Source organism: Arthrobacter sp. LAR12-1-1.1 (assembly GCF_040676555.1).
Taxonomy (GTDB): Bacteria; Actinomycetota; Actinomycetes; order Actinomycetales; family Micrococcaceae; genus Arthrobacter.
Genome location: NZ_JBEGIG010000078.1, coordinates 1 through 12763, shown reverse-complemented (window position 1 = coordinate 12763; position 12763 = coordinate 1). Strand labels below are relative to the sequence as shown.

The 12763-nt window shown below is 67.8% G+C and carries 11 protein-coding genes; 7 read left to right on the top strand and 4 right to left on the bottom strand.

The genetic code is table 11. From position 1 onward, the window contains the following. Window positions 1–192 precede the first annotated feature (192 nt). Window positions 193–948: an IclR family transcriptional regulator gene (locus tag MRBLAR12_RS22165; RefSeq protein WP_229995483.1), complete on the top strand. Its 756-nt coding sequence runs from the start codon at window positions 193–195 to the stop codon at window positions 946–948. A 98-nt stretch (window positions 949–1046) separates the two neighbouring features. Here MRBLAR12_RS22165 and MRBLAR12_RS22160 read toward each other — a convergent pair whose 3' ends face one another. Beyond that, complete coding sequence (locus MRBLAR12_RS22160) at window positions 1047–2573, bottom strand: nucleobase:cation symporter-2 family protein (RefSeq protein ID WP_364748490.1); 1527 nt, start codon at window positions 2571–2573, stop codon at window positions 1047–1049. A 108-nt stretch (window positions 2574–2681) separates the two neighbouring features. Further along, on the bottom strand, window positions 2682–3590 hold the full coding sequence (gene pucL, locus MRBLAR12_RS22155) for a factor-independent urate hydroxylase (protein ID WP_229995485.1): 909 nt from the start codon (window positions 3588–3590) through the stop codon (window positions 2682–2684). Window positions 3591–3973: 383 nt separating this feature from the next. Here pucL and MRBLAR12_RS22150 point away from each other — a divergent pair, with 383 nt between their 5' ends. The 6 genes from MRBLAR12_RS22150 (at window position 3974) to MRBLAR12_RS22125 (ending at window position 10645) form a co-directional block, all read left to right on the top strand. Then, window positions 3974–4156 carry a hypothetical protein gene (locus MRBLAR12_RS22150; protein WP_229995486.1) on the top strand — a complete coding sequence of 61 codons (183 nt, stop codon included), beginning with the start codon at window positions 3974–3976 and terminating at the stop codon, window positions 4154–4156. A gap of 264 nt (window positions 4157–4420) precedes the next feature. Beyond that, a complete protein-coding gene (locus MRBLAR12_RS22145; protein ID WP_364748485.1) occupies window positions 4421–4915 on the top strand; it encodes a nucleoside deaminase in 495 nt (164 codons plus the stop codon). Between the two features lie 17 nt (window positions 4916–4932). Further along, window positions 4933–6216, top strand: a complete 1284-nt coding sequence (locus tag MRBLAR12_RS22140; protein ID WP_364748482.1) for an XdhC family protein — start codon at window positions 4933–4935, stop codon at window positions 6214–6216. Beyond that, window positions 6207–7145, top strand: coding sequence for an FAD binding domain-containing protein (locus MRBLAR12_RS22135; protein ID WP_364748479.1), 939 nt, complete (start codon window positions 6207–6209; stop codon window positions 7143–7145). Before MRBLAR12_RS22140 ends, MRBLAR12_RS22135 begins: the two co-directional genes overlap by 10 nt. 2 nt (window positions 7146–7147) lie before the next feature. Next, window positions 7148–10009 (top strand): molybdopterin-dependent oxidoreductase, encoded by a 2862-nt coding sequence (locus MRBLAR12_RS22130; RefSeq protein ID WP_364748477.1) that lies wholly within the window; start codon window positions 7148–7150, stop codon window positions 10007–10009. Beyond that, window positions 10010–10645 (top strand): uracil-DNA glycosylase, encoded by a 636-nt coding sequence (locus tag MRBLAR12_RS22125; protein WP_364748474.1) that lies wholly within the window; start codon window positions 10010–10012, stop codon window positions 10643–10645. On the opposite strand, the gene nboR is transcribed toward MRBLAR12_RS22125, so the two are convergent. Both nboR and MRBLAR12_RS22115 read right to left on the bottom strand, forming a co-directional pair. Further along, window positions 10642–11265 carry a nicotine blue oxidoreductase gene (gene nboR / locus MRBLAR12_RS22120; RefSeq protein ID WP_364748471.1) on the bottom strand — a complete coding sequence of 208 codons (624 nt, stop codon included), beginning with the start codon at window positions 11263–11265 and terminating at the stop codon, window positions 10642–10644. The genes MRBLAR12_RS22125 and nboR overlap by 4 nt on opposite strands. A gap of 80 nt (window positions 11266–11345) precedes the next feature. Further along, window positions 11346–12763 (bottom strand): transketolase-like TK C-terminal-containing protein (locus MRBLAR12_RS22115; protein WP_414645564.1); only part of this gene is annotated, 1418 nt, incomplete at its 5' end.

Below are 12763 nucleotides of genomic sequence, written 5' to 3'. Positions count from 1 at the left end.
AGTCGGCCCGTTGACGGGCTCTCGCTGAACTCAGTTATTTCGTATTATGGATATTATTATCTACTTTGTGGAAATACAAGCCCCGTAGCCCGTCGACGGCGGGCTGGCGGTACTGTATCTTGGGTCCACTAGGCACTTTTTTCACGATGTGGATAAAATTTGTCGTAAACAACCCCTCAGGAGAGCAAAGTTATGGCGGAAAAAGCCCCCGGAGGCGTGCAGTCCGTTGAACGCGTTTTCGAACTTCTGGAACTGATTACTGATGCCGGCGGTGACGTCACCCTCAGCGAACTCTCGTCCTCCACCGATCTGCCGCTTCCCACCATCCACCGGCTGCTGCGCACCCTCGTCACGCTGGGCTATATCCGGCAGCTGCCGAACCGCCGCTATGCCCTGGGCCCGCGCCTGATCCGGCTGGGCGAGGCGGCGAACAAGCAATTGGGGGCGCTCGCGCGGCCGCAGCTCCAGTCCCTCGTGGAACGGCTCGGCGAGACCGCCAACATGGCCGTGCTGGACTCTGACATGGTGATGTACGTGGCCCAGGTCCCGTCCCTGCACTCCATGCGGATGATCACCGAAGTGGGCCGCCGCGGTTACATGCATGCCACCGGCATGGGCAAGGCGATCCTGGCCCAGCTGGACGATGAGACGGTGCGTGGCATCGTCACCCGGAAGGGCATGCCCACCCCCACTCCGAAGAGCATCGGCGACGTCGAGTCCCTGTTCGCCGACTTGAAGCTGATCCGCAGCCGCGGCTATTCCATCGATGAGGAAGAGCAGGAGATCGGCGTCCGCTGCTTCGCGATTGCTATCCCCAATGCGCCGACCCCCGCGGCGATTTCCGTCTCCGGGCCCGTATCCCGGGTGGACGAGTCCTTCGCGGACCGGGCGGTGCCGTTGCTGCGCGAGGCCGCCCTGGCGATTTCCCAGGACCTCAACAAGAGCTGACCTCCAGCGGCCGTGGCGCATTCTGCCAGGCCACGTTGCGGCCCCTTTACCGTCACGGGGAGGGGCCGCAACGCTCATGCCGGCCGGGGGCGCAGGGACTAGTGCCCGGATGTCGCGGCGGACTCCACCGGGACTTCCTTGCCGTCGGAGTCGATCAGTTTGCCGTTCTCATAGCGGTCGCCCTCGGCCAGGCACTGAAGGTCTTCCTCGCGGATGACCCGGCCGGTTCCGGCCACGAAGACCGACTGGTTCTCCGAGTTGCCCTTCTTCAAGTGGTTGAAGAGCAAGTTCAGCGTGATGGCCATGACGGCCGCGGAGCTGATGCCGGAGTGGAAAATCGTTCCGAACCAGCTGGGGAACTTGTCGTAGAAGGTGGGGGCGGCGATCGGGATCATCCCGAAACCGATGGAGGCGGCGACGATGATCAGGTTCATATTGTTCCGGTACTCCACCTTGGCCAGGGTGCGGATGCCGCTCGCGGCCACAGTGCCGAAGAGCACGATCCCCGCACCGCCCAGGACGGCCGTGGGAACCGCCGCGACCACGCGGCCGAGCACCGGCAGCAGGCCCAGCAGCACCAGGATGACACCGCCGGCCGCCACCACGTAGCGGCTCTTGATCTTGGTGACGGCGACCAGGCCAACGTTCTGGGCGAACGCGCTCTGCGTGAAAGAGCCGAAGACTGGCGCCACGAGGCTGGAAACCATATCGGCCCGCAAGCCCGCGGCGATCCGCTTCGAATCGACCCGGGTGCCCACGATCTCGCCGACGGCCAGGATGTCGGCCATCGTCTCGGTCAGGATCACCAGGACCACGATCAGCATGGAGATGATGGCGGCAGCCTCGAAAGTGGGCGCGCCGAGGTGGAACGGCGCGGGGAAGGCGACGATCGGGCCGTCGCCGACCTTCGAGAAGTCCGCCATGCCGGTCACGACGGCGACCCCCGTTCCGGCCACCATGGCCAGCAGGATGGACAGGCGGGAAATGGTGGCGTTGCCGACCTTGCTCAACAGGAGCACGAGGGCCAGGGTAATGGCCGCCAGCCCGATGTTGGCCACGCTCCCGTAGTCCTCCGCCTTCTTGTTCCCGCCCATGGCCCAGTTGGCCGCCACGGGCATCAGCGTGAGGCCGATGGTGGTGATGACTGTGCCGGTGACCACCGGCGGGAAGAACCGGACAATCTTGGAGAACACCGGGGCGATCAGCAACCCGATGGCTGCAGAGGCAATGACGGCGCCGAAGACGGCCGGGAGGCCACCTCCGCCGGTGACGATGGCGACCATGGTCGCCACGCTGGCGAAGGAGACGCCCTGGACCAGGGGGAGCTGGGAGCCGAAGAACGGCAGGCCCAGGGTCTGGAGCAGGGTTGCCAGGCCGCCCATGAAGAGGGCCGCGGCGATCAGGACCCCGACGTCGGCGGGCGCCAGGCCGGCGGCCTGGCCGACGATCAGGGGGACGGCGATGATGCCGCCGTACATGGTCAGGACGTGCTGGAAGCCGTAGGCGAAGCTGCTTCCGACGGAGAGCCGTTGGTCTTCGGGGCGCGGAGTGCCGCCGGAGCCGCCGGAGCCTCCGGTGCCGCCGGTGCGTGGCAGCCGGGCGGTCAGTTTCTTGCGTGCGTTCATGGCAGACCTTCTTGGTTCATGGCGGACGTCGTCGTCCGGCTAACAATGTCTGGCTAACGTTTACTTGAGTGCCGGCGCCGGAAGCCCGGGCCGGCCTGTTCGGGAGTCCTAGCAGAAGCCGGCGATCCCGGACCAGGCGATCTCGGCCGGTGCAGCGTCTTCACGCTGGACCGTGGCCTCGATCAGGCCGTAGGGGCGGTCGGCGGCAAAGAAGACCTCGTTGGGGTTGTCGAGGCCAAAGGGCGAGAGGTCAACGAGGAAGTGGTGCTTGTTGGGCATGGAGAACTTAATCTCGTCGATCTCGGTGTGCGCTTCAAGGACCTTGGCGCCCATGTCGAAGAGGGTCTGCTGCAGGGCGTGGGAGTACTTTTCGCTGAACCCCTCCAGCAGCAGGCTCTTGACGTCCTCGTAGCTCTTGTTGAAGTCGAACGTGCCGAAGTCGGTGCCGGCCTTGAAGCGCCAGCGGGCCGATACGTCCGTGGCGAGGATGCGGTCGGACGTTTCCGGGAGGGTGGTGTACTTGTCCCGCGGGAAGCCGCTGAACCCGGACTGGGTCGACTTCAGCACGGTGAGGTCCTTGAGCCCGGCGATGAGGTGCTCGGTACCGCCGTCGCGGACAAGAACCGCGGTGCGGACTTCCTGGCCGCTGCGGACGAAAGAGTGGTCGTGCCCGGCCCCGTGGGCCTGGATCCGGTCCCATTTGTAGGACTCGGCGGCCCAGCGGCCGCCGGTGACCCAGCCGAAGTTCGAGGTAAAGTGCTTGCCCAGCCGCAGCAGGAAGGCTTCCGGGGAGCCGATGCCGTCCCGGGCGAAGGCGTAGATCGTGTTCTTTTGGGTGTCCGTGGCTACCACATGGCTGTTGTCGCCTTCGAGGTGGGCCGCCGCGAAGTCCCCCCGCAGCTGCGAGGTGACGTTCAGGTCTTCGATTTCATGGCGGTCGGTGTCCCTGGTGATCTTGACGACGCGGACTTCGGCTTTTCCGTACTGGTTGTGGCCGAGGACGATCTTGTTGCTCATGGTCTGATTCCCAACTTCAGGTATGTGGCACCAAAGTCCCACATAGAAATTAAGCGCTTGTTTCCTGCGCGTTTCTCATTCCGTCGGCCCACAAAAAAGAGCCGACATCAGTTGATGCCAGCTCATTACGACCCTGCCTGCTGCTCCCAGGTTACGTGACCTGCGCCACGAATTGGGATTAAGCGTAGCCCGGACCCGGCGTGGTGTACATCACTTTTCGAAAAATCCGTTTGTGACCGCGGTGGCCGCAGCCCTTGACCGCCGACTCCGGAGGCTTCTAGTCTTTTCCATATAACAATAAATTATTTCCAAATTGCGGAACTGCACTGAAGTGATCCATCCCGGTGCGAGGAAGCGGCCACACAATGAACGAGGAGGAGTCCATGGACTCGCAGGAGAAGGACAGTGCCATTGAATTTCCGGCGCCCGGGCAGGAGCTGTACCTGCCGTTCGGCGCGACGGACTTCGGTGCTACGGACCCGGACTTCTACATTCCGGCCGACTGCGAGCGGAGGGACCGCGGCTTTTCCCGATGGCTCCGCGCGCTGCCGCTCTTTGGCCGGTAGGCGTTACTTGGGGCGGTAGGGCGTTGGCGTGAAGACCCGGAAATAGAGATTTCACATAACGAAACCGGGCTTCCATCAACTAGGGCGCGCCGCGCGGACGTCCCGGTGCTACTGTCGATCTTGCCAATGGCGGGCAGCCCGATCCCGGGAAGCTATCTACCAGGCGCAACCTTCAAGGCACATGCTGAAGACTGGTCACTGTCGCATCCGGCCCTTGCGTTCCCGTCGCGGTGTACCGGCTTCCGCAGGTTAGGGAGTGGCAGCATGACTACAGCCGATACGGCCCGGAAGTTCCTGGCGAGATCCATCGAGTTGGCCACGGCCAACGTCCTGAACGGCGGCGGCCCGTTCGGCGCTGTGGTGGTCACTGCGGACGGGCAAGCGTTCGAAGGCGTCAACCGCGTCACCGCCACCAACGATCCCACGGCGCACGCCGAGGTCACGGCCATCCGGCGGGCCTGCAGCGAACTGGGCAACTTCGATCTCAGCGGAGCCACGCTCTACTGCAGCTGCGAGCCGTGCCCCATGTGCCTGGCGTCCGCGCTGTGGGCGCGGGTGTCACGCGTGGTGTTCGCCGCGGACCGGCACGATGCCGCGTCCGCGGGGTTCGATGACGCCGTCTTCTACGAATACTTCGAAAACGATCAGCGCGGCGCGCTCATGCCGGTGGGCAGGCTGGAACTGACAGACCCGCAAGCTCCCGCGGCCCTGGATCCCTTCAACGCCTGGAACTCGTTCGAGTCCAGGACCGACTATTAGCGCCGGGGACTGCGGCCATGTTGGATCTGCTCCCGCACTTGGGCACATGGCGGCCTGCCGCGCCCGGGCAGCGCTGCGCGGTGGCCACCGTGGTGGGCGCTGCCGGATCGGTGCCGCGGCCCGTGGGCACGTCCATGTTGGTCTCGGAGACCGGGGAGGTGCTGGGAAGCCTGTCTGGCGGCTGCGTTGAAGGGGCCGTTGTGGAAGCGGCCCTGGAGGCACTGCGCGACGGCGGGTCGCGCCGGGAGTTCTTCGGCTACAGCCCCGAGGACGCGTTCGCCGCCGGACTAACCTGTGGCGGTGGGCTGGAAATCCACATCGAGCCCCTGGGCGCAGGGCCCGGCCGGCTATGGCTGGACAGCCTGGCCGGCCTGGCCGGGCGGCATCCGGCTGGCGGGGCGGCGCTGATCCGCAGGGTGGACGCCGGCGGAGGCGTCGCCGTCGTGGTTCCTGACCCGGCGGCTTTCCAGGTACTGGAGTCGGCCGAGCTCGCCGCGCTGCTGGGAACGGGCGGTTCCGCCGGTGCCGGGCGCGTACTGCTGGCCGCGGCAGCCCAGCTGGAACCGCTGCTGAGGGGAGGCCGTACCGGACTGGTCCGGATCGCGCCCGCGGGGGACTGCCAGCCGGAACCCGTGAGCCTGCTGGTGGAGAGCCGGCTGCCGGCGGCGCGCCTGCTGATCTTCGGCGCCAATGACTTCGGTGCGGCACTCCTGCCGGCCGCGAAACTCCTGGGCTTCCACGTCACGGTGTGCGATGCTCGCCCGGCGTTCGCGCAGCAGGACAGGTTCAGCGCCGCGGACGAGGTGGCCACTGCCTGGCCGCACCGGTATCTGGCGGACCAGGCGCGGGCTGGCCGCACCGACGCCCGTACGGCGATCTGCGTCCTCACGCACGATCCCAAATTCGATGTCCCGCTCCTGCAGGCCGCCCTCGGCCTGGACGTGGCCTATGTCGGCGCCATGGGGTCCAGGCGCAGCCACCGCGCGCGGATCGATGCCCTGCGGCAGGCCGGTGTGGCCGACGGGGACCTGGCCCGGCTGCACTCACCCATCGGCCTGGACCTCGGGGCCGTCACACCGGAAGAGGTCGCGGTGTCCATCACGGCAGAACTCGTGGCCAGCCGGAGCAAAGCCGCCGGCCTGGCCCAGGGCGGCGTGTCCCTGAAGGATGTCAGCGGCCCCATTCACCATTACGCCGCAAGTCATCACGACAGCGGTCATCACGCCAGCAGCCATCACGACAGTAGCCATCACGACAGCAGCGCCGGCATGCCGGAACCTCAGGAGGCCCAGTGGACATGAACACCATCGAGGCCGTGGTCCGCACCGCGGATCCGGCGCAGTGGCGCGAAGGCGACGCCTGGCTCGCGGGGGGCACCGTGCTTTTCTCCGCCGGGAGCCCCGGCCCCGGACAGGAACCGCTCCGGCGTCTCCTGGACCTCGGCTTCACGGACTGGACACCCCTGGCCGTCTCAGCGGCGGGCATCGAGCTGGCGGCAACCTGCACCATCGCGCAACTGTATGCCTTCCCTGATTCGGACGCTGGCCGGGGACTGGCCGGGGACTGGCCCGGCGTGGAGCTCGTCCGCCCCTGCTGCGAGTCCTTTGTGGCCTCCTTCAAGGTCTGGACCATGTCCACCGTGGGCGGCAACCTGTGCACCTCCCTGCCGGCCGGGCCCATGATCTCGCTCTGCGCGGCGCTCGACGGCACGGCCACCATTTTGGGCCCCGGCGGCGCCCGCCGCACGCTCCCCGTGCTGGAGTTCGTCACGGGCGACGGGACCAACGCCCTCGCTCCCGGCGAGCTCCTGCGCAGCGTGAGCCTGCCGGCGGCGGCCCTGTCCTCCCGGGTGGCCTTCCGCCGGCTGTCGCTGAGCAACCTGGGCAGGTCCGCGGTGCTGCTGATCGGAAGGCTCGACGCCGGCGGCTCCCTGGTCCTGACCGTCACCTCAGCCACCAAACGCCCCGTGCAGCTGCGCCTGACGTCCTCCGCGGCGGCGCTCGCCGACGCCCTCTCCGCCTCATTGGATGCCGCCATCCCCGATGAGCTGTACCACGACGACGTCCACGGCCTGCCCGCCTGGCGCAAGGACATGACGTACCGGCTGGCCCATGAAATCCGGGCCGAGCTCACCGCACCGGCAGGCCGTGATCCGCTACGCGTATCCGGTGATTTCTGGCCGCCGCGGGGCAAGCCCTTAAGCGCCGGGTCCCGGACGGAAGAGGCCTGAACATGTCAATCGAGATCAACGGCAGCCCGGCGCAGGCCGAACCCCGTCCCGGGCAGTGCCTGCGGACGTTCCTTCGCGAACAGGGGAACCTCGGCGTGAAAAAGGGCTGCGACGCCGGCGACTGCGGCGCGTGCACCGTGCATGTGGACGGGGTGCCGGTGCACAGCTGCATTTATCCCGCCGTCCGCGCCGAGGGCCGCGCCGTCACCACGGTGGAAGGGTTGGCCGCCACCTGCGCCTCCGGCGGATCCGATGACCCCGACGGCACCGCACTCCATCCGATGCAGCAGCAGTTCCTGGACCGGCAGGGCTTCCAGTGCGGTTTTTGCACGGCCGGCATGGTGATGACGGCCGCGACCTTCGATGACCAGCAGAAGGCGGACCTGCCGCGGAACCTGAAGGGCAACCTGTGCCGGTGCACTGGGTACACGGCCATCGAGGACGCCGTCTGCGGGAGGGCGAGCCAGCCGGACACCCCTGGTACGGACACCCCTGGTACGGACACAGCATCGGAGGGGCGCGGCCGGCCGGAGCCGCGACCCGGACAACTGGGCGACGACGTTCCGGCACCCGCCGGCCTCGCCATCGTCACGGGGCAGGCCCGCTACACCCTGGACGTCCCGGCCGAAGAACTGCCCGGGCTGCTGCACGTGAAGCTGCTGCGCTCCCCGCATGCCCACGCCCGGATCCGCTCCATCGACGCCGCGGCCGCGCTGGCGATTCCCGGCGTCGCGGCGGTCTTCACCCACGAAGACTCCCCGGCGCAGCTGTTTTCGACCGCGCAGCACGAGCTCTACACCGACGATCCTGACGACACCCGCGTGTTCGACGACGTGGTGCGGTTCATCGGCCAGCGGGTCGCGGCCGTGGTCGCCGGCACGGTGGCGGCGGCGGAGGCAGGCGTGCGGGCCCTGAAGGTCGACTACGAGGTACTGGACGCCGTCTTCACCCCGGAGAACGCCATGCTCCCCGGGGCCCCCGCCCTCCATGGGGACAAGGACGCAGCCGCGGCCCGCATCAGCCGGCCCGAACGGAACGTCGTGGCCGAGCTGCATTCCGAGCTCGGCGATGTGTCGGCCGGTTTCGCCGCGGCGGACTTCATCCACGAACACACCTACCGGACCCAACGGGTGCAGCACATGGCGCTCGAAACCCATGCCTCCATCGCCTCCTTCGGCAGCGACGGGCGGCTGCTGATCCGCACGTCCAGCCAGGTCCCGTTCCTGGTGCGGCGGACCCTGTGCCGGGTATTCGGTCTGCCGGAAGAGCAGATCCGGGTGGTGGCGGGACGGGTAGGCGGCGGCTTTGGCGGCAAGCAAGAGGTGCTCACCGAGGACGTCGTGGCGCTGGCAGCCCTGAAGCTCAACCGCCCCGTGCAGCTTGAATTCACCCGGACCGAACAGTTCACCGCCGCCACCACCAAGCATCCCTTCACCATCCATCTCAAGGCCGGCGCCAGCCGCGACGGCAGGCTGACGGCACTGAAGCTGGAGGTGCTCACCAACACCGGCGCCTACGGCAACCACGCGACCGGCGTCATGTTCCACGGCTGCGGCGAGTCGCTGGCGGTGTACAGGTGCGCCAACAAGAAAGTGGACGCCCACGCCGTCTACACCAACACCGTGCCGGCGGGTGCCTTCCGCGGCTATGGGCTCAGCCAAATGATCTTCGCGATCGAATCAGGCATCGACGAGCTCGCGACGGGGATCGGCATGGACCCCCTGGAGTTCCGCCGCCGGAACATGGTCCGGGAAGGCGACGACATGCTTTCCACCCGCGACGAGCCCCAAGAGGACGTCCGCTACGGCAGCTACGGCCTGGACCAGTGCATAAAGCTGGTGGAGGACGCCCTGGCCCGTGGACAGGAACGCTACCGCGCGGCCGGCCTCGACAGGCTGGACCCTGACTGGGTCCTCGGGGAGGGGACGGCCCTGTCCATGATCGACACCGTCCCGCCACGCGGCCACTTTGCCCATTCCAGGCTCCGGCTGCTGCCCGACGGGACGTACGCCGCCGACGTCGGGACGGCAGAATTCGGCAACGGCACCACCACCGTCCACACGCAGCTCGCGGCCACCGCGCTGTCCACCACTGCCGCCCGGGTCACTGTGCGGCAGTCCGACACCGACCTCGTGGACCACGATTCCGGTGCGTTCGGATCTGCCGGCACCGTGGTGGCGGGCAAGGCGACGCTGGCCGCCGCAGAGGAGCTCGCCCTCCGCATCCGCGTCTTCGCCGCCGGCAGCCGCCGCGTGCAGCCCTCCGGCTGCGTGCTGGAGCAGGATGCCGTTCTCTGCGAGGGAACGCGGGTGCCGCTCACGGAGATTTACGACGCCGCGGAGCAGGCCGGCGTCGAGCTCGCCGCCGAAGGGCGCTGGGGCGGGACCCCGCGCTCAGTGGCGTTCAACGTCCAGGGCTTTCGGGTGGCAGTGAACACCGGGACAGGGGAGTTGCGGATTCTGCAGAGCGTGCAGGCTGCCGATGCCGGCGTGGTGGTCAATCCGCGCCAGTGCCGCGGCCAGATCGAAGGCGGGATCGCGCAGGCCCTCGGCTCCGCGCTCTACGAGGAGGTCAAAGTGGACGACGCCGGCCGCGTGAGAACGGACGTCCTGCGGCAGTACCACGTCCCCGCCTTCGCCGACGTGCCGCGCAGCGAGGTCTACTTCGCCGACACCAGCGACAAGCTGGGCCCGCTGGGTGCGAAGTCCATGAGCGAGAGCCCGTTCAACCCGGTGGCGCCGGCGCTCGCGAATGCCATCCGGAACGCCACCGGCGTGAGGTTCTCCGAGCTGCCGATCTCCCGGGACAAGATCTACCTGGGCCTGAAAGAAGCAGGGCTGGTCCCTTCCCGGGGAGCGCACTGAATGGCCGATCCCGCGATCCGGGCCTTCGTCGATCGGCTGGCGTCCGTGCAGACCGGGCCGGACTGCCAGAACTTCTTTGATTCTGCCGCTGCCGGCAATGCCGTGCGCCGCCGGAACCTGGAGCTCTATCTGCAGGAAATGCTGGACCGGCGCCCGAAGGTGCTGCTGCTGGGCGAAGCGCCGGGATTCCGGGGCATGAGGATCACCGGGATTCCCTTCACAAACCGCTCCATGCTCGAAGGCCCTGCCAACGAGTTTGGGCTGTTTGGGCCGGGGAAGGGGTACGTGCTTCCGGCCGATTCCGAAGGCATAGCCGCGGAACCGACGGCCACGGTGATGTGGCAGGTCCTGGCGGAGCTGGAGTTCCTGCCCCTGCTCTGGAGTGCCTGCCCGTGGCACACCCACGTGCCCGGGCGGCCGCTGTCCAACCGCACGCCAAGGGCTTCCGAGGCCGCCCTTGGAACTCCGTTTTGGCAGGCATTGATCGAGGCGTTTCGCATCGAAACCGTGGTGGCCGTGGGCAATGTGGCGCACCGCAGCCTGCAGAGGAGCGGCCTGGACGTCCCGAAAATCAGGCATCCGGCCCATGGCGGCAGGGCCGGGTTCAAGCGTGGCCTGCAGGAGCTGTTGGCTTAATCGAGGAGGTGCAGCTGGTCGGGTGAGTCGAGGTCCTCGCCGCCGGAGAGGTCGCTGCAGTCCACCAGATCAACCAGGTCCGGGTGGGCCCGCAGGAAGACACGTGCTCCGGCGTCGCCCGTTGCTGTTTCCGCGGCTTCAGCGCGAAGTCCGGCGTCGAGCAGCAGCGGATGTCCCCGCTGCAGCTTCCCCTCCGCATCGCGGTAGGCGGCCGCCGTCGCCCGGCCCGGCCGGTGGGCTGCCAGCAGCCGGGCCACGGTCTCCGGGGTGAGGCCGGGCTGGTCCACCAGCGCGACGAGCACATGGTCCTCGGGGGCCGCCGCGGCAACTCCCGCCCGGAACGAACTGCCCATCCCGGTGTCCCAGCCAGGGTTGTCGATGACCCGGTGCCGGCTGAGGTCGGTGGCGGCGCGGACCGTTGCCGCGTCCGCGCCGAGGACTGTCACAACTTCCCGGCAGCCGCCCGCGAGCAGCACGTCAGCAAGCACTTCGACCAGTGTGCGGCCATGGAAGGGGAGCAGCGCCTTGGGCCCGAGCCCCAGCCGCGTCCCGGCTCCGGCGGCCAGCAGCACCGCCGTCGTTGATCCCGCCGTCGTGAGCGGTTCCGATGAGTCAGCCATGGTCCCAGCCTATGCACCCGGATGGCAGTTGACGGCAGTCCCGGGGCGGAACACTGCCGTCAACTGCCCACTCGGTGGCGTCAGGCGTCGCCACCCGTTCCGCCGGTGGTCCCGGCGGTGACATCCAGGAGCTTGTAGCGGTCCATCGCATAGGCGGGCACCCCGCCGTCGACCTCTCCGCGCGAGGCGAGCAGCTGGAGGGTCTTCACCACAATCGAGTGGATGTCGTTCTTGAAGAAGCGGCGTGCCGCGGCGCGGGTGTCGGAGAAGCCGAAGCCGTCGGCGCCGAGCGAGGCGAACTGGTGCGGGAGGAACTGGCGGATCTGGTCCGGCACGGCCTTCATGTAGTCCGTGACTGCCACGATCGGGCCGGTGGCGCCGGCGAGCTGCTGGGTCACGAACGGGACGCGGGCGGGCCGGCCGGGGTTGAGGAAGGCTTCTTCCTCGGCGGCCATGGCGTCGCGGCGCAGTTCGGTCCAGGACGTCACGGACCAGACGTCGGCGGAGACGCCCCAGTCCTCGGCGAGGATCCGCTGGGCTTCGAGGGCCCAGGGAACGGACACGCCGGAGGCCAGGATCTGGCTCTTAGGCCCTTCCGCGCCCGACGCCGACACCCGGTAGATGCCTTTCAGCACGCCGTTGACATCGAGGTTCTCGGGTTCGGCCAGCTGGAAGATCGGCTCGTTGTAGACCGTGAGGTAGTACATGAGGTTCCGGTCTTCCGACTCCGGACCGTACATCCGCTCCAGGCCGTCCCGGATGATGTGGCCCATTTCGTACCCGTATGCCGGGTCGTAGGTGATGACGGCCGGGTTGGTCGCGGCCAGGATGGGGGAGTGGCCGTCGGCGTGCTGCAGGCCTTCGCCGGTCAGCGTGGTGCGGCCGGCGGTGGCGCCGATGATGAACCCGCGGGTCATCTGGTCCGCGGCGGCCCAGAAGGAATCGCCGGTGCGCTGGAACCCGAACATGGAGTAGAACACGTAGACCGGGATGAGCGGTTCGCCGTGAGTGGCGTAGGACGTGCCCGCGGCGGTGAACGCGGCCACGGCCCCGGCCTCATTGATGCCCGGGTGGATCAGCTGGCCCTTGGCCGATTCCTTATAGGCAAGGACCAAATCCCGGTCCACGGACAGGTAGCCCTGGCCATCCGGGTTGTAGATCTTCGCCGAGGGGAAGAACGCGTCCATGCCGAACGTGCGGGATTCATCTGGCACGATCGGGACGATGCGGTGTCCGAAGTTCTTGTCCCGGAGCAGGTCCTTGAGCAGGCGGACGAAGGCCATGGTGGTGGCGGCCCGTTGCTTCCCGGAACCTCTTTTGGCCACCTCATATGTTGCGGGATCGGGAAGTTCCACGGGCGTGTGGTCCGGCCGCCGCTCGGGGACGAAGCCGCCGAGTTCCTTGCGGCGGCCCATCAGGTACTGGATCTCGGGGGAGTCCATGCCGGGGTGGTAGTACGGCGGCCGGTAGAGGTCCGCTTCCAGCTGCTCGTCGGTGA